This is a genomic window from Actinomycetospora sp. CA-101289 (assembly GCF_050955895.1).
GTDB lineage: Bacteria > Actinomycetota > Actinomycetes > Mycobacteriales > Pseudonocardiaceae > Actinomycetospora.
In genome coordinates this window covers 5401060-5417767 of record NZ_CP192093.1, presented here as the reverse complement: position 1 = coordinate 5417767, position 16708 = coordinate 5401060, and the positions used below count along the sequence as shown (strand labels likewise).

Annotated in this window: 16 protein-coding genes and 3 tRNA genes; 16 read left to right on the top strand and 3 right to left on the bottom strand. The window is 75.1% G+C overall.

All coding sequences use genetic code 11. The features are described 5' to 3' along the window. The first annotated feature begins 44 nt into the window (after positions 1–44). The 5 genes from ACQPX6_RS26945 to ACQPX6_RS26925 are packed head-to-tail and all read left to right on the top strand — an operon-like array spanning position 45 to position 6780. Positions 45–2312: a glycerol-3-phosphate 1-O-acyltransferase gene (locus ACQPX6_RS26945; protein ID WP_433783780.1), complete on the top strand. Its 2268-nt coding sequence runs from the start codon at positions 45–47 to the stop codon at positions 2310–2312. Then, positions 2293–3714 carry a 1-acylglycerol-3-phosphate O-acyltransferase gene (locus ACQPX6_RS26940; protein ID WP_433783779.1) on the top strand — a complete coding sequence of 474 codons (1422 nt, stop codon included), beginning with the start codon at positions 2293–2295 and terminating at the stop codon, positions 3712–3714. The genes ACQPX6_RS26945 and ACQPX6_RS26940 overlap by 20 nt, the downstream gene beginning before the upstream one ends. Further along, positions 3711–5159 (top strand): wax ester/triacylglycerol synthase domain-containing protein, encoded by a 1449-nt coding sequence (locus tag ACQPX6_RS26935; RefSeq protein WP_433783778.1) that lies wholly within the window; start codon positions 3711–3713, stop codon positions 5157–5159. Before ACQPX6_RS26940 ends, ACQPX6_RS26935 begins: the two co-directional genes overlap by 4 nt. Continuing rightward, on the top strand, positions 5156–5971 hold the full coding sequence (locus ACQPX6_RS26930) for an alpha/beta fold hydrolase (protein ID WP_433783776.1): 816 nt from the start codon (positions 5156–5158) through the stop codon (positions 5969–5971). The genes ACQPX6_RS26935 and ACQPX6_RS26930 overlap by 4 nt, the downstream gene beginning before the upstream one ends. Next, on the top strand, positions 5968–6780 hold the full coding sequence (locus ACQPX6_RS26925; protein WP_433783774.1) for an alpha/beta hydrolase: 813 nt from the start codon (positions 5968–5970) through the stop codon (positions 6778–6780). The genes ACQPX6_RS26930 and ACQPX6_RS26925 overlap by 4 nt, the downstream gene beginning before the upstream one ends. On the opposite strand, the gene ACQPX6_RS26920 is transcribed toward ACQPX6_RS26925, so the two are convergent. Continuing rightward, the gene (locus tag ACQPX6_RS26920) at positions 6777–8105 is read right to left on the bottom strand and encodes a competence/damage-inducible protein A (protein WP_433783772.1); all 1329 of its coding nucleotides are present in this window, start codon (positions 8103–8105) and stop codon (positions 6777–6779) included. The genes ACQPX6_RS26925 and ACQPX6_RS26920 overlap by 4 nt on opposite strands. Positions 8106–8410: 305 nt before the next feature. On the opposite strand from ACQPX6_RS26920, the gene ACQPX6_RS26915 reads away from it, so the two are divergent. The 6 genes from ACQPX6_RS26915 (at position 8411) to ACQPX6_RS26890 (ending at position 11273) form a co-directional block, all read left to right on the top strand. Continuing rightward, positions 8411–9934 carry a putative bifunctional diguanylate cyclase/phosphodiesterase gene (locus ACQPX6_RS26915; RefSeq protein WP_433783771.1) on the top strand — a complete coding sequence of 508 codons (1524 nt, stop codon included), beginning with the start codon at positions 8411–8413 and terminating at the stop codon, positions 9932–9934. Positions 9935–9970: 36 nt separating this feature from the next. Next, positions 9971–10043: transfer RNA gene (locus ACQPX6_RS26910), tRNA-Thr, on the top strand. 77 nt (positions 10044–10120) lie between these two features. Beyond that, positions 10121–10196 (top strand) — tRNA-Met (locus ACQPX6_RS26905). Positions 10197–10225: 29 nt separating this feature from the next. Continuing rightward, entirely contained in the window at positions 10226–10390 is a 165-nt protein-coding gene (rpmG, locus tag ACQPX6_RS26900) for a 50S ribosomal protein L33 (protein ID WP_433783769.1), read from the top strand. Between the two features lie 14 nt (positions 10391–10404). Next, positions 10405–10857, top strand: a complete 453-nt coding sequence (locus ACQPX6_RS26895; protein ID WP_433783767.1) for an FAS1-like dehydratase domain-containing protein — start codon at positions 10405–10407, stop codon at positions 10855–10857. After that, entirely contained in the window at positions 10854–11273 is a 420-nt protein-coding gene (locus ACQPX6_RS26890) for a MaoC/PaaZ C-terminal domain-containing protein (RefSeq protein ID WP_433783766.1), read from the top strand. The genes ACQPX6_RS26895 and ACQPX6_RS26890 overlap by 4 nt, the downstream gene beginning before the upstream one ends. 16 nt (positions 11274–11289) lie before the next feature. Here the strand turns inward: ACQPX6_RS26890 and ACQPX6_RS26885 are convergent, their stop codons facing one another. After that, entirely contained in the window at positions 11290–12219 is a 930-nt protein-coding gene (locus ACQPX6_RS26885; protein WP_433783765.1) for an SGNH/GDSL hydrolase family protein, read from the bottom strand. Positions 12220–12275: 56 nt separating this feature from the next. Further along, entirely contained in the window at positions 12276–13523 is a 1248-nt protein-coding gene (locus tag ACQPX6_RS26880) for a pyridoxal phosphate-dependent aminotransferase (protein ID WP_433783763.1), read from the bottom strand. A 178-nt stretch (positions 13524–13701) separates the two neighbouring features. Here ACQPX6_RS26880 and ACQPX6_RS26875 point away from each other — a divergent pair. The 5 genes from ACQPX6_RS26875 to rplA all read left to right on the top strand — a co-directional run bounded on the left by ACQPX6_RS26875 (position 13702) and on the right by rplA (position 16604). Continuing rightward, positions 13702–13774: transfer RNA gene (locus tag ACQPX6_RS26875), tRNA-Trp, on the top strand. Positions 13775–13840: 66 nt separating this feature from the next. Next, on the top strand, positions 13841–14251 hold the full coding sequence (gene secE / locus ACQPX6_RS26870; protein WP_433783762.1) for a preprotein translocase subunit SecE: 411 nt from the start codon (positions 13841–13843) through the stop codon (positions 14249–14251). Between the two features lie 159 nt (positions 14252–14410). After that, positions 14411–15346: a transcription termination/antitermination protein NusG gene (nusG, locus tag ACQPX6_RS26865; RefSeq protein WP_433788367.1), complete on the top strand. Its 936-nt coding sequence runs from the start codon at positions 14411–14413 to the stop codon at positions 15344–15346. A 27-nt stretch (positions 15347–15373) separates the two neighbouring features. Then, positions 15374–15808, top strand: a complete 435-nt coding sequence (gene rplK / locus ACQPX6_RS26860) for a 50S ribosomal protein L11 (protein ID WP_433783760.1) — start codon at positions 15374–15376, stop codon at positions 15806–15808. Positions 15809–15893: 85 nt separating this feature from the next. After that, complete coding sequence (rplA, locus tag ACQPX6_RS26855) at positions 15894–16604, top strand: 50S ribosomal protein L1 (protein WP_433783759.1); 711 nt, start codon at positions 15894–15896, stop codon at positions 16602–16604. Positions 16605–16708 lie beyond the last annotated feature (104 nt).

The following is a 16708-nucleotide window of genomic DNA, read 5'->3' as shown; positions in this document are numbered from 1 at the left end:
CGACGCGGGAGACACGCGACGACCAGGGGCGCGGTGCGCGGCCCGTGACGCTCGTGCTCTCCGGGGCGCGGTCGCGGACCGAGCGCGAGCTCGTCCGGCGCTGGACGGCGTCGACGTACGGCGAGGACGCGGCCGTGCAGGTGGTGCGTGACGACGTCCGGGAGCTGGCCGGCGCGCTCGACGGGGCGGACCCGGACACCGCGGTGGTGCCGGTGCGCGTCGTCTGGCCGCCCGCGGAGCGCGGCTCGTCCGACCGCCCGGCGGCCGCGGACCTGCTGTCGCTCTCGGCCCGGCGGCGCGGTCTTCGCCACGTGCACGCGCGGCTGCGGGGCTGGTCGGCGGACAAGGGCCGGGTGGTCGCGGGCGAGGCGGCGACGCTCGACGAGCTGCGGCGCGAGGGCGACCGGGAGCTCGGGTCGCCCGAGGGCGCGGGGTTCGTCGCGTTCGTGCGGCGCCGGGCGACGCTGGCCTGCGACCGCGCCGAGCGCCGCCTGACCGGCGACCGCTACAAGGTGCCGCGGTTGATGGCCGAGCAGATCACGGCGTCGGCGGCGGTCCGCGGCCGGGCCGGTGAGCTCGCCGAGCGGCTGGGCCTGTCCACCGAGGACGTGCTCGCGAAGACCGCCACGTGCCTCGAGGAGATGGCGGCGGTGCAGAGCCCGCCGGCGATCGAGGCGTTCCGCACCGTGATGAGCCCGCTGCACCGGCGGGCGTGGGATGTCGACGTCGACACCGCCGGCCTCGAGGCGCTGCGCGAGCAGGGCCGGCACCGCCCGCTGGTGTTCCTGCCGTCGCACCGCAGCTACGCCGACCCCCTCGTGCTCGCCGAGGTGCTGCACGCCCACGACTTCCCCCGCAACCACGTCCTCGGCGGCAACAACCTCGCGTTCTGGCCGCTGGGCACGCTCGGGCGTCGCGCGGGCATCGTGTTCATCCGCCGCAGCTTCGGCGACGACGCGATCTACAAGTTCGCCGTCCGCGAGTACTTCTCGCACCTGCTCGACAAGCGGTTCAACCTCGAGTGGTACATCGAGGGCGGCCGCACCCGCACCGGCAAGCTGCGCCCGCCGAAGTACGGGTTGCTGCGCTACCTCGTGGACGCGGCCGAGCAGCTCGGCGAGGACTCGCCGGGCCGTGACCCCCTGCTCGTCCCCGTCTCGCTGCACTACGACCAGCTCCACGAGGTGGGCGCGCTGGCCGCGGAGCAGGGCGGCGCCGGGAAGAAGGCCGAGGGGCTGGCGTGGCTCGCCGGCTACATGCGCGACCAGCAGCGCCGCATCGGGTCGGCGCGCGTGCGCTTCGGCGAGCCGATCGGGCTGCGCGACGCGATGGCCCAGGCCGGCGAGGGCCCGTCGCAGCTGGAGAAGGTCGCGTTCCGGGTCGCCGTCGGCATCAACCGCGCCACCCCGGCCACCCCGACCTCGGTGGTGACCTTCGCGCTGCTGGGCGCGGGCGGGCGCGCGCTGACCCTCGACCAGGTGCGCGCGGTGGTGGCGCCCCTGCGGCGGCTGCTCGGTGACGAGCCGACGATCGCCGACCTCGACACCGCGCAGGGCGTCACCGACACGCTCTGCCGGCTCGTGTCCGTCGGCGTCGTCGAGTGCTTCGAGGGCGGACCGCGGCCCGTCTGGTCGATCGGGCCCGACCGCCACCACGTCGCCGCGTTCTACCGCAACGGCCTGCTGCACCACCTGCTCACGCGGGCGGTGCTGGAGATGTCGCTGTTCGCCGTGGTGGACGACGACCGCGAGCTCGCGCCCGACCAGGTCCTCGAGGCGTGCTGGGAGGAGGCGCTGGCCCTGCGCGACCTGCTCAAGTACGAGTTCTTCTTCCCCCGCAAGCGCGACTTCCGCGACGAGCTGCTCGCCGAGCTCGAGCGCCTCGCCCCGGGCTGGCGCGACGCGCCGGCGAGCCGGCAGGGCGCCGCGGAGCCCCTCTCGCGCGCCGAGATGCTCGTCGCGCCCGGGACCCTGCTGCCCTTCGTCGAGTCGCAGTGGGTGGTCGCCACCGTGCTCGCCGACCACGAGGGCGCCCTCGACGACCGGGACGCCTTCCTCGACGCCTGCACGGGCCTCGGGCAGCAGTGGTGGCGCCAGCGGCTGCTCCACGGCGCCGACGTCGTCTCCCGCGAGCTGTTCTCCTCGGCGCTGCGGGCGGCGGACAACCGCGGGCTGCTCGGGGGCGACGCCGATCCGGGGGCGCGCGCGGCGTGGCGCGACGAGGTCGCCGCCGTGCGCGACCGGCTGCGGCGCGCCGCCGACCAGGAGCAGGCCCTGCGGGCGGAGGTGTTCGATGACGACGGCCAGCTCTGAGGACGTGGACGTGCTCGACGCCCGCCGCGCGGCGATCCGCGCCGCCCCGGCGGGCAGCGTCGTGGTGGTCGACGAGACGGCCCTGCTCGAGCGGTCCGTCGTGGCCGCGCACGCGGGCGAGGCCCTGCGCGCCGGGCGTACCGCGTGGCGCGCGCTGCCCGGCGACGTCGCGCTGGTCGCCGGCGCTGCCGGGGACGACGAGGCCGCCGTGCGCCGCCTCGTCGCGGGCTGGGCCGGCGAGGACGGGACGACCGTCGCCCGCCGCGGACGCGAGGTCCTGCGCGACGACCTGGGTGCCGCGGTCCGCCCGCCGGTCTGGTCGCTCGTGGCCGCGCACCGGCGCGCCGGGCACCGCGTCGTGCTCACCGGGCACGCGCCCCGCCCGGTGCTCGAGGCCGTGGCCGACGAGATCGGCGCCGACGACCTGGTGGCCACCGAGGTCGAGGTCCGCGACGGCGTCCTGACCGGCGAGGTCGCCGGGCCGGTGCTCCTCGACGGCCGGGGCGAGGCGAAGGCCGCGGCCGTGGCGGCGGCGCTCGGCGGCGCGCCGGCGTTCGTCTACGCCGGCCCGTGCCACGGCGCGCTGCTGGCGGCGGGCGGGCAGCCGCTGGCGGTGACGTCGGGGTCGGGGCACGAGTGCGGCGACCACCCCGTGCTCACCGTGCCCACCCGCGGCGGGGCGCTCGCCGACGTGGTCGACGTCGGGCGCACCGCGGCGTTCTACGGCGCCCTGCTCGGGGCGGCGAGCACCGCCGCGACGGTCGGGCTCGCGCGGCGCTCGCGGCGCCAGATGGTCGACCTGACCTGCTCGGTCGCCGGGGACCTCGGTCTCGCCCTGGCCGGCATCGACGTCGAGGTCCGCGGCGCCGAGCACCTGTGGTCGTCGCGGCCCTGCGTGTTCGTCTTCAACCACCAGTCCAAGGTCGACGTGCCGCTGCTGATGAAGCTGCTGCGCGGCGGCTTCACCGGCGTCGCGAAGGCCGAGGCCGCGTCGATCCCGCTGTGGGGCGCGATGTTCAAGCTGGCGGGTGTCGCGTTCGTCGACCGCGGCAACACCCGTCAGGCCAAGGAGGCGCTGGAGCCCGCGGTGCGCAAGCTGCGCGACGAGGGCTGGTCGCTGGCCATCGCGCCGGAGGGCACGCGCTCGCCGACGCCGCGGCTCGGGCGGTTCAAGAAGGGGGCGTTCCACATCGCGCTGCAGGCCGGGGTGCCGATGGTGCCGATCGTCATCCACGACGCCGGCGAGGTGATGTGGCGCGGGCACCAGACCCTGCGGGGCGGCACGGTGCACGTCGACGTCCTGCCGCCGATCGACACCTCCACGTGGAGCGCCGACACGCTCGACCAGCACGTCGCCGACGTGCGCGAGCAGTTCGTCGCGGTTCTGGAGGGGGCGCCGTGAGCCCGGCGGTCGGTGCCGATCCGACCCCGCCCCGCAGCGACGACGGACGCCTGCTGTGGTCGCGCTCCGAGGAGATGACCGGCTTCGAGGCGCTGATGTGGCGCGCCGAGGCCGACCCGCGGATGCGCTCCACCGTCCTGATCGTCGAGACCCTCGACCTCGAGCCGGAGTGGGACCGCTTCCTCGCGGCCACCGACTGGGCGTCGCGGCTGGTCCCGCGGTTCCGCGAGCGGATCGTCACCCCGTTCCTCGGGGCCGGCACGCCGCACTGGGACCTCGATCCCGACTTCGACCTGCACTACCACGTGCGCCACCTCCGGCTGCCCGACGACGTGGGGCTGCCGGGGCTGTTCACGCTCGCCGAGCAGGTCGCCATGACCCCGCTCGACCCCTCCCGCCCGCTGTGGGAGGCCACGCTCGTCGGCGGCCTGCCCGACGGCGGGGCCGCGTTGCTGGTCAAGCTCAGCCACGTCCTGTCCGACGGCATGGGCCTCGCGCAGCTGCTCGCCGGGCTGCACTCGCGCACCCGCGAGCCGATGACCGACAAGCCGCAGCCCCCGCCGCCGACCGGGGGGCCGGCGAGCACGTCGCAGGAGCTCGTGCGCCAGGTCCGCAGCGACCTCGGCCTCGTCGCCGGCGCGCTGCGCGGGGTGCTCGGCGCGGCGACCTCGCTCGTGCGCCCGGACCGGGCCGTGCGCGACGCGCTGGCCTACGTGGTGTCGGCGAGCCGGGTGCTCTCCCCGCCGCCCGCGCCGCCGCTGCCCGCGCTCGCGCACCGGAGCCCGTCGTGGCGCTTCCGCACCCTCGACGTGCCGTTCGACGAGCTGCGCGCGGCGGGCAAGGCGGCCGGGGGGTCGATCAACGACGCCTACCTCGCCGGGCTGCTGGGCGCGTTCCGCCGGTACTCCGCGCGCCGTGGCGACCCGCTGCCCCCCGAGCGGCTCATGCCCGTGACGCTGCCGGTGTCGGTGCGCCGCGAGGAGCACGAGGCGGGCGGCAACCACTTCGCGCCCGCCCGGCTGTCCGCGCCCGTGGGGATCGTCGATCCCGCCGCCCGCATCGTCGACGTCCGGCGCCGGATGAAGGCCGCGCTGGCGGAGCCGGCGCTGGAGAGCGTCGACGTCGTCACCCCGTGGCTCGCCCGGCTGCCGGGCGCGCTCGTCGCGGGCTTCGGCGGCGGCGCCACGCGCAGCAACGACCTGCAGGCCAGCAACATCCCGGGCTTCCGCGAGGACGTGTTCCTCGCCGGCGCCCGGATCGTGCGCAGCTACCCCTTCGCGCCGCTGCCCGGCTGCGCAGCGATGATCGCCATGATCAGCCACGGCGGGGTCTGCTGCGTGGCGGCCAACCTCGACGCCGCGTCGTTCGAGGACCTGCCGGGCTTCGAGCAGGACCTCGCCGACGGGTTCGCCGAGGTGCTCGCCCTCGCCCCGGGCGCGGCGTGAGCGACACGCCCCACCGCGGCGGGCGCGGCGAGCCGCTCGTGCTCCTGCACGGCGCGAGCATGTCCTGGCGCGCGTGGCGCCCGGTGCTGCCCGGCCTCGAGGCCCACCACGACGTGCTCGTGCCGACGATGGCCGGGCACCGCGGCGGCGCGCCGTGGCCCGAGGGCGAGCCCGTGGGCGTCGCCGGGATCGCCGACGACGTCGAGAGCCTCATGGACGGCGCCGGGATGGCCACCGCGCACCTCGCCGGCAACTCGCTGGGCGGGTGGGTGGCCCTCGAGCTCGCGCGCCGCGGCCGGGCGCGCTCGGTGGTGGCGCTGTCGCCGGCGGGCGGCTGGCGCACCGACCTCGACCTGCGCCGGCTCGTCTGGTCGTTCCGCCTCGGCGGGGCCCTCGGGGCGTCGCCGGCGGTCCGCGCGCTCGCGACGCGGCCGTGGCTGCGGCGGATGGTGCTGCGGCGGGTGCTCGAGCGCGGCGACCGGGTGCCCGCGGCCGACGTGCCCGACCTGTTCGCCGACATGGCCGACTGCGCGATCCTGGGCGAGCTCCTCGACGGCGCCGCGACCCACGGCGGGGTCGCGCCGTTCGCCTCGCTGCCCTGCCCGGTGCGCGTCGCGTGGTCCGGCCGCGACCGCCTCATCCCCTGGCGACGCCACGGGGTGACCCTGCGCGAGCGCCTGCCCGGCGCCGAGTTCGTCCGCCTGCCCCGCGTCGGTCACGTGCCGATGTGGGACGACCCCGACCTGGTGGTGCGCGCCGTCCTCGGCGTCACGACCACCGCCGCCCCGGACCGCGAGGAGACGCCCGCATGACCGGCACCGAGACCGACCTGGAGATCGACGGCACGCGGGGGCGCGTCGTCGTCCGGCGCCGCGACCCCGAGGGCGCACCGCGACGGGTCGTCCTGCTCGCGCACGGGTACGGCGAGCACTCCGGGCGCTATGCCCACGTCCTCGACCACCTGGCCGCCGGCGGCGCCGTGGTCTACGCGCCCGACCACCTCGGGCACGGCCGCTCGGAGGGCGAGCGCGTGCTCGTCGACGACGTCGAGGACATGGTCGCCGACCTCGACCAGGTGCGGCGCACCGCGCACGACGAGCACCCCGACCTGCCGATCGTGCTGCTCGGCCACTCCATGGGCGGGCTGCTCGCCACCCGCTACGCCCAGCGCTACCCCGGCGTCCTCGCGGGCCTCGTCATCACCGGCCCCGTGATCGGCGGCAGCCCCGGGCTGTTCGGCCTGCTCGAGTACGACCCGATCCCCGACGTGCCGATCGACCCGGCGATCCTGTCCCGCGACCCCGCGGTGGGCGAGGCCTACGAGCAGGACCCGCTGGTCTGGCACGGCCCGTTCAAGCGTGCGACCCTCGAGGCGTTCGTGGCCTCGGTGGACACGATCAAGGCCGGGCCCGGCTTCGGCGACCTCCCGGTGCTCTGGGTGCACGGCGAGGACGACCAGCTCGTCCCGCTGGACGCCACCCGCCCGGTGATCGAGCAGCTGCAGGGCTCCGACCTCACGACGCGCATCGATCCCGGGGCCCGGCACGAGGTGCTCAACGAGACCCACCGCGACGAGGTCCTCGCCGACGTCTCGGCCTTCCTGGACCGGGTCGCGCCCTAGACCGGCGCGGGCTCCCCGTCACCGGTGAGCACGCGCCGGATCAGGTGCATCGCGAGCACGACCGAGCGCTCGCGGATGTCGCCGCGCGCGCCGGGCAGCACGGGGTCGCGGGCGAGCGTGCGTCCGTCGGCCGTGCGCACGCAGAAGCAGACGTAGCCGACGGGCTTCGCCTCGGTGCCGCCGCCGGGCCCCGCGACGCCGGTGATCGCCACGGCCACCGTCGCCCCGAACCGCGCCAGCGCCCCGTCGGCCATGGCCTCGGCCACCTGCGGCGACACCGCGCCGTGGGCCCCGATCAGCTCGCGGGGCACGCCGAGCACGTCGGCCTTGGCGTCGTCGGAGTACGACACGACCCCGCCGGCCACGTGCGCCGACGCCCCGGCCGGCGCGGTGAGCCGCCCGGCGAGCAGCCCGCCCGTGCACGACTCCGCCGTGGCCACGACCTGGCCGCCGAGCAGGTCGAAGAGCAGCTCGTCGATCGTCTGCCCTGTGCGCGAGAACACCGCGCGCCCGTGCCGCCGGTCGATCTCGGCGAGCACCGCGTCGCGCGCCACCGCGGCGTCCGCGGAGCCCGGGGCGTGGCGCAGGTCGACCTCGAGCGTGAAGTCGCGCAGGCAGGTCGTGATCTCGAGCGACGCGAGGTCGGTGTGCTCGCCGACGTCGCGCAGCGTCGCGGCGATCTCGGACTCGGGCACGCCGAACAGCCGCAGGTGGGTCTCGTCGTACGGCGCGGTGCGGGCCAGGACCTCACGCACCGGCCCGCTGGCCAGCGCGTCCTCCCACATCGCGCCGACCTCGCGCGGCGGGCCGGGGAGCACCAGAATCGTCGGGCCACCGCGCTCGGGGTCCGGGGGCACGGCCAGCCCGGGCGCCGTGCCGGCCGGGCTGATCGGCGTGGCGCCGCGCGGCACCATCGCCTGCTTGCGGTTGGCCGCGGCCAGCGCGTCGGCGTCCCAGCGCAGCCGGTCGGCGAACTTGGCGATGATGTCGCCGACGATCTTCTCCATGTGCTCGTCGAGCTCGAGCGGACGCCCGGTCGCGTCGGACACGACCTCGGCGGTCAGGTCGTCGGCGGTCGGCCCGAGCCCGCCCGTGGTGACGATCAGGTCGACGCCGTCGCCGGCGAGGAAGCGCAGCGCCGCGGTCATGTCCTCGCCCCGGTCGCCGACGAGCAGCAGGTGCGACACCTCGACCCCGAGCTCGCCGAGGCGCTCCGCCACCCACGGCCCGTTGCGGTCGGCGATCCGGCCGGTGAGCAGCTCGCTGCCCGTCGCCACGATCCCGGCCCGCACGCCTCCGTGCGCCTCGTGCCCGCCGTCGGTCACGCCCCACCCCCGTCGTCGTCGCCTCGCCGCCATCCCACCACCACCCCGGGGTTCCGGCCGACCGACGGCGACACGGGCCTGATCGATCGGTTCCGGCCCCACCGCCACGGACGGGGTGCGATGCTGCGCGCATCGGTACCCCACGGTCATCGCCGGCTCGGACATCGGCACAATGCTGGGCCGGACGAGTGAATCACTGTCCGCTCGGTTGGCCACGATTTGTTGCGTAGGGTGAACGAGACGACGATGGGCCGCGGTGCTCCCGCCAGGGCAGCCCGGGGCCGAGCGGGAAGGGGCGTGGTGCGGTGACGCCGGTCCGTGCCGCGTCCGGCGCCCTCACGGGCACCCCTCTCGAACCCGGGGTCCTCGCCGTCTCGGCCGTGCTCGTGCTGCTGCTGGCCGCCGCCGTCGCGGCGCTGATCGTCCAGCGGGTGCGGCGTCGCCGCCACGACGCGGACGCCCGCGCGCTGGCCGAGCGCCTGCGCCGCGACGCGTACCACGACGCGCTGACCGGCCTGCTCAACCGCGAGGGCTTCCTGCACGCCGCCGCCGGCCCCCTCGCCGAGGGCGGCGCGGTGGCCGTGGTCGACCTCGTCCTGCTGGGCGCGGTCAACGACACGCTCGGGCACGCCCGCGGCGAGGTCTTCGTCCGCCTCGCCGCCGAGCGCCTCGGCGCCGCCGGGGCCGCGGTGGCCGTCGACGGCGTCGCCGCGCGCCTCGAGGGCGACACCTTCGCCGTCGTCCTGCCGCGCGTCGACGGGCACGACGCCCACCGCGCCGCGGAGACGCTGCGCGAGCGGCTCCTCGCGCCCTACGTCGTCGAGGGCGTGCGCTTCGAGGCGCCCGTCGTCATCGGGGTCGCCGCCGACGGGCCCTGGCTCGCCGACGTCCCCGCGGGCGCCGAGCGCACCGCCGCGCTGCTGCGGCGCGCCGACGTCGCGCTCGCCGCCACCCGCGACGGGGGCGCGCCCGTGCGCTGCTACGAGCCCAGCATGGGCGAGCGGGCGGCCCGGCGCCTGCGCCTCATCCGCGGGTTCTCGGCCGCCGTGGCCCGCCGCGACGTCCGCGTCGACTTCCAGCCCGTGGTCTCCCTCGGCGAGCGCACCGTCATCGGCGTCGAGGCCCTCGCCCGCTGGGACCACCCCGAGCTGGGCCTGCTGCTGCCCGACGAGTTCGTGCCCGTCCTCGAGGCCACCGGGCAGATCGGCGAGCTCACCTCCTTCGTGCTCGACGAGGCGCTCGCTGCCGCCCGCCGCTGGCTCGACCGCGGCATGCGCCTGTCGGTGGCGGTGAACGTCGCCGTCGCCAACCTGGGCAACGCGGGCTTCCCCGACGAGGTGGCCCAGCTGCTCGACGCGCACCGGGTGCCCGCCGAGCTGCTCACCCTCGAGCTCACCGAGTCCGGGGTCTCCTCCGAGCGCGAGGTCGCGCTACCCGTGCTGCGGCGCCTGCACGCCCTCGGCTGCCGCCTGGCCGTCGACGACTTCGGCACCGGGCAGTCGTCCCTGGCACACCTGCGCCGCCTGCCCGTCGACCAGGTCAAGATCGACAAGAGCTTCGTGCTCGGCATGGGCACCGAGTACGGCGACGTCGCCGTCGTCCGCGCGATCGTCGAGATGGGCCACACGCTGGGGCTCCAGGTCGTCGCCGAGGGCGTTGAGCAGGCGGCCGTGCGCGTCGCCCTGGCGGAGATGGGCTGCGACGTCGCGCAGGGCTACCTCGTGTCCCGCCCGCTGCCCGCGCTGGGCTTCGACGAGTGGCTCGACACCCTCGACGTCCGGCAGGGCGAGCCCGGCACGGCGGCGGGACCCCGCACGCTCATCGCGTGACGGGGGAGGTATCGTGGTGGTCGCCCTCCGGGGCAGGCCCCTTTAGCTCAGTCGGCAGAGCGTCTCCATGGTAAGGAGAAGGTCTACGGTTCGATTCCGTAAAGGGGCTCTCGGTGAGCAGCCGGCGAACCTGGGTTCGCCGGCTTCGTCGTGTGACGGGGAGACCGCGCACACGGGGCTCATCGCGGCGGTGTAGCTCAGTCGGTAGAGCAAACGGCTCATAATCGTTGTGTCGCCGGTTCAAGTCCGGCCACCGCTACCACCCACACCCGAGAGCGAGAGGGGACCTCCGTGGCCACCACCGACGTCCGTCCGAAGATCACGCTGGCCTGCGAGGAGTGCAAGAACCGCAACTACATCACGCGGAAGAATCGGCGGAACGACCCCGACCGCCTCACGATCAAGAAGTTCTGCCCGCACTGCGGCACGCACCGCGGCCACCGCGAGACCCGCTGACCCGAGCGCACCCCGTGCCGCTCGACGCCTCCTTCGTGGGCCGGACCTGGCCCGCGGAGAACTACGAGGTCGCGCTGGAGAAGATTCGCGAGTTCGCCACGGCCGTCGGCGCCGACGACCCGGTGCACCACGACCGCGACGCGGCCCGCGCGGCCGGCCACCCCGACGTCGTCGCCCCGACGACGTTCGCGGTGGTGTTCACCTGGCCCGCCACCAAGCGCGTCGTCGACGACCCCGCGCTCGGGCTCGACTTCTCCCGCGTGATCCACCGCGACCAGGCCGTCGAGCTGCACCGCCCGCTGCACGCGGGCGACGTCGTCACCACCGTCGTGGCCGTCGACGACATCCGCGAGCTGGCGGGCAACGACGTCGTGACCTTCCGCTGCGACGTCACCGACGCCGACGGGGAGGCCGTGCTCACCACCACGGCGACCCTCGTCGGCCGCGCCGGCGGGGACGAGGCGTGAGCGCGCTCGCCGACGCCGCCGAGGGCGACGCCCTCGAGCCGCGCACCGCGACGATCACCCGCGCCGACCTCGTCCGCTACGCCGGCGCCTCGGGCGACCTCAACCCCATCCACTGGAACGAGCGCGTCGCCACCGACGTCGGGCTGCCCGGCGTCATCGCCCACGGCATGTTCACCATGGCCCTGGCCGCGCGCTACGTCGCCGACCTCGCCGGAGACCCCACGGCCGTCGTGGCCTTCTCCACCCGCTTCACCCGCCCCGTGGTCGTCCCCGACGACGACGCGGGCGCGACGGTCGAGCTCGGCGGCAAGGTCACCGCCGTCGCCGACGACGGCACCCGCACCGTGAGCGTGACCGCCACCCACGGCGGCAAGGGCGTCCTCGGCAAGGCCGTCGCCACCGTCCGCGTGGGCTGACCGGCCCCGCGCGCCCTCAGGCCGCGGCCGGCACCCCGAGCGTCGCCAGCACGGCCCGCGACATCGCCTCGGCGCCCAGGGCGTTCGGGTGCACCGGCGCCGCGGGCGCGGTCGGCACCAGGCCCTCGATCCACCGCTGCCCGGGCAGGGCGCAGACGTCGTGGCCCACGGTCGGGGTGGCGGTGTCGACGTAGGTCGCGTCGCCGTCGGCGGCCGCCTCCGCGATGGTGGTGTTGAGGTCGGTGAGCACCCCGCGCAGGTAGGCGACGTCGCCGGCGGTGTAGGGCACCACCGGGTAGCAGCCCGGGCCCTCGGCCGGCAGCACCGACGGGTAGCCGACGATCAGCACCCGGGCAGCGGGCGCGCGGTCGTGGACCTCGTCGAGGACGTCGTCGAGGCGATCGGACACCTCGTCGACGCGCGCGGCGAGCTGGTCGGTGCCGCCCGCGGTGAAGCGGTCGCGGCACGGCGTCCCGAACGGCGTGGGGCTGACGCAGGCCTTCACGATCTCGCCGAAGCCGATGTCGTTGCCACCGATGCCGACGGTCACGAGCTGCGTCCCGCGCCCGAGCGCGTCGTACTGCGGCGGGTTCTGCCCGCCCTGCACCGTCTGCGGGGCGGCGAAGTCCCGCGTCTGCGCGCCGCTGCAGCTGACGTCGGTGAGCTGCGCGCCGGTGCGGCCCGCGACGAGGTGCGGGTAGTTGTTCAGCGAGCGCAGGCAGCCCGGCGGCGGCCCGGCGATCGGGCCGGTCAGCGGCGACGAGGTGTACGAGTCGCCGAGGGCGACGTAGACCTGCCCGGCCGGTGGGAGACGCAGCGCAGCGGAGCTCGACCCGTCGAGACCGCCCGGTACCGGGTTCGCCGATGCGGCGGGCACCGCGAACAGCGTGGCCAGCGCAGCCGCCACCAGGACGGCCGCACGCACGACGATCGGCCGACGGCCCACCGGGTTCTCCTCGTTGCCAGGGCCCCGGCGGGACCGTCGGACCATCATCACCTGTGTCAGCGGGCCTCGGCCAGCAGCTCGGCCATCCGGGTGACCCCGGTGCGCAGGTCGTCGTCGCCCAGGGCGTAGGACAGCCGGAAGTACCCGGGCGTCCCGAAGGCCTCGCCCGGGACGACGGCCACCTCGGCGTGCTCGAGCACGAGCGCGGCGAGGTCGACGCTGGTCTGCGGGCGCTCGCCGCGCAGCTCGCGCCCGAGCAGCCCGGCGACCGACGGGTACGCGTAGAACGCGCCCTTCGGGGTCGGGCAGGTGATGCCGTCGATGCCCGAGAGCAGCTCGACGATCAGGCGCCGGCGGCGGTCGAAGGCCTCGCGCATCTCGGCCACGGCGTCGAGCGGTCCGGTGACGGCCGCGAGCGCCGCGCGCTGCGACACGTTGGCGACGTTCGAGCTCAGGTGCGACTGCATGTTCGCCGCGGCGGCGACGACGTCGGCGGGCCCGATCATCCAGCCGACCCGCCACCCGGTCATGGCGTACGTCTTGGCCACGCCGTTGAGCACGACGCAGCGGTCGGCCATCTCCGGTACGGCCACGGGCATCGAGACGTGCTCGGCGCCCTCGTAGACCAGGTGCTCGTAGATCTCGTCGGCGATGACCCAGATGCCGTGCTCGGCGGCCCAGCGGCCGACCTCCTCGACCAGCCCGCGCGGCGCGACCGCGCCGGTGGGGTTGGACGGCGAGCACCACAGCAGCGCCTTGGTGTTCGGCGTGCGCGCGGCCTCGAGGGCCTCGACGGTGGGCAGGAACTCGGTGGACTCGTCGAAGGCGATCTCGACGGGCAGGCCGCCGGCGAGGCGGATGGCCTCGGGGTACGTGGTCCAGTACGGCGCGGGCAGCAGCACCTCGTCGCCCGGGTCGATCAGCGTCGCGAAGGCCTCGTACACCGCCTGCTTGCCGCCGTTGGTGACCAGCACCTGGCGGGCCTCGACCGACCAGCCCGAGTCGCGGGCGGTCTTGGCCGCGATCGCGTCGCGCAGCTCCGGGAGCCCGGCGGCGGGGGTGTAGCGGTGGTTCTTCGGGTCCGAGCACGCGGCGATCGCCGCGTCCACCACCGGCTGCGGGGTGGGGAAGTCCGGCTCGCCGGCGCCGAAGCCGATCACCGGACGTCCCGCGGCCTTGAGCGCCTTCGCCTTCGCGTCCACCGCCAGCGTCGCCGACTCCGCGATCCCGCCGACCCGGGCGGAGATGCGGCGGTCGGTCGCGGAGGGCTGCAGGGAGGTGGAGGACGACGTGACCGATGCCATGTCCCGGTATTCTGGCAGACGGCCTCGCCGCCCTGGCCCGGGTGCACCCGGCGCCGCCGGGCCCCGGCGGCTGCCGTAGCATTGCTCTGCAGGGACGGTCCGTCCGTGGTCTTCGCGCGCTCGCCCGGCGGGTTCGCGCAGGCACTTCGGTCGTCCGGCGGTCCTCCGGGACCGCCACAGGGGCGTAGCTCAATTGGCAGAGCAGCGGTCTCCAAAACCGCAGGTTGCAGGTTCAAGTCCTGTCGCCCCTGCACCACGCGACGGCAGGCCCGCCGGACCCGGCGGGATGGGTGGACGAGGACGGTGAGGACGGCGCAGTGAGCGAGGACAGCAGCCGGCGTCGGCGCGGGAGCGACGACGACGACGCGCGTCCGGTCACCGCCGCGGGCCGTCGACGACGGGCCGGCGCGGACGGCGACGAGGCCGGTGACGGCCGTCGCCCGGGTGCCACCGGCAAGGGTGCGGCGACGACCGGCGGCAAGGGCACGAAGGGCACCGCCACCCCCACCCGCGACCGGGCGCAGGCCGCGCCGCAGGGGTCGCCGATCGCGCGCCTGCAGCGGTTCCTGCGCGAGGTGGTGGCCGAGCTCCGCAAGGTGCACTGGCCCACCCGGCGGCAGATCGTGGTCTACACGTTCGTCGTCCTCGTGTTCGTGGCGTTCATGGTGGCCCTCGTGGCGGCCCTCGACTGGGCGTTCGCGAAGGCCGTGTTCGCCCTCTTCGGCTGACCGTTCCGCCGAGCGGCCGGCCGGGCACCGCACCGTGGTGCCCGCCGTGCAAAGGAAGTGAGACGAGAAGTGACCTCCGCAGGATCCGGCGCAGAGCCCGACACCACCCCCGATGGCGGCGAGCCCCCGCTCGTCGGTGAGTCGCGCACGCGCGGCGTCATGGTCCGCGAGGGCAGCGGGACGTACGGGGACCTCAGCACCGAGGAGAACCCGGCGACCCTCGACGACGGTGAGGTCGCCCGCGCCGCCCGCGAGGCGCGCGAGGACGACGACACCCCCGCCGCCGACGAGCAGCACGACCCCGAGCCCGACCTGGCCGCGGCGCGCGAGGCGCTCGGCGCCCCCGCCGACCAGGACGACTCCGACCGCCCCGAGGAGTCGGCGGGCACCGGCGACCTCGCCGTCCGTGACGACCTCGAGGACGACGTCCAGGTCGTCGACGAGGCCCCCGCCGAGGAGGCCCCGGTCGAGGAGGAGGAGGTCGACCCGGCGCAGGCGCTCAAGGACTCCCTGCGCCTGGCCCCCGGCGACTGGTACGTCGTGCACTCCTACGCGGGCTACGAGAACAAGGTGAAGGCCAACCTCGAGACGCGCGTCCAGACCCTGGACGTCGAGGACTTCATCTTCCAGGTCGAGGTGCCCACCGAGGAGGTCACCGAGATCAAGAACGGGCAGCGCAAGCAGGTCCAGCGCAAGGTGCTGCCCGGCTACATCCTCGTGCGGATGGAGCTCAACGACGCCTCGTGGAGCGCGGTGCGCAACACCCCGGGCGTCACCGGCTTCGTCGGCGCCACCTCGCGCCCGTCGCCCCTGACGCTCGACGAGGTCGTCAAGTTCCTCCTGCCGCGCCAGGAGACGCCGAAGAAGGCCAAGGGCGCCGACAAGGCCGGCGCCGAGACCTTCGGCGCGAAGCCCGCGGTCGAGGTCGACTTCGAGGTCGGCGAGTCGGTCACCGTCATGGACGGCCCGTTCGCGACGCTGCCCGCGAGCATCTCCGAGGTCAACGTCGACGCCCAGAAGCTCAAGGTGCTCGTCTCGATCTTCGGCCGGGAGACCCCGGTCGAGCTCGGGTTCAACCAGGTCTCGAAGATTTAGGCACCACCCCCGGAAGAGGAAGCAGTCATGCCCCCGAAGAAGAGACGGCTCTCCGCGGTCGTCAAGCTGCAGATCAAGGCCGGCGCCGCGACGCCGGCCCCGCCGGTCGGCCCCGCGCTGGGTCAGCACGGCGTGAACATCATGGAGTTCTGCAAGGCCTACAACGCCGCCACCGAGGCGCAGCGCGGTCAGGTCGTGCCGGTGGAGATCTCGGTCTACGAGGACCGGTCCTTCACCTTCGAGCTCAAGACCCCGCCGGCGGCCAAGCTGCTGCTCGCCGCGGCGGGCGTGCAGTCCGGCAGCGCGACGCCGCACACCAAGAAGGTCGGCAAGGTCACGGCCGAGCAGGTCCGCGAGATCGCGCAGACCAAGATGGCCGACCTCAACGCCAACGACCTCGACCAGGCCGCCAAGATCATCGCCGGCACCGCCCGGTCGATGGGGCTGACCGTCGCCGAGTGATCGCGTCGGCCGGTGACCCCGGCCGGCGACCCGTGGGAGGGCCGCGCAGCCCTGACCACACCTGATCCATGAGACAAGGACAGAGATGAAGCGCAGCAAGGCATACCTGAAGGCCGCCGAGAAGGTGGACTTCGACAAGCTCTACAGCCCGCTCGACGGGATCAACCTGGCCAAGGAGACGTCGACGACGTCGATGGACGCGACCGTCGAGGTCGCCCTGCGGCTGGGCGTCGACCCCCGCAAGGCCGACCAGATGGTCCGCGGCACCGTCAACCTGCCGCACGGCACCGGCAAGACCGCCCGCGTCATCGTCTTCGCCACCGGCGACAAGGCGCGCGAGGCCGAGGCGGCTGGCGCCGACGTCGTGGGCTCCGACGACCTCATCGAGCGCATCCAGGGCGGCTGGCTCGAGTTCGACGCCGCCGTCGCCGCGCCCGACCAGATGGCCAAGGTGGGCCGCGTCGCCCGCATCCTCGGCCCGCGCGGGCTCATGCCGAACCCGAAGACCGGGACGGTCACGCCGGACGTCACCCGCGCCGTGAGCGACATCAAGGGCGGCAAGGTCAACTTCCGCGTCGACAAGCAGTCGAACCTGCACCTGATCATCGGCAAGGCCAGCTTCGACACGGAGAAGCTCGTCGAGAACTACGGCGCCGCCCTCGACGAGATCCTGCGGGCCAAGCCGTCGGCGGCCAAGGGCCGCTACGTCAAGAAGATCACCGTCACCACGACGATGGGCCCGGGCATCCCGGTCGACCCGAACCGCACGCGCAACCTGCTCTCCGCGGAGGCCTGACGAGGTCGGGCACCCTGCCGCGCAGGGTGCCCGACGTGCCCGCGTAGACTGGATCCAGATCGAACCCCGATCCACCCGAGACCGCTGGTCTCCGCCCGGCCCCG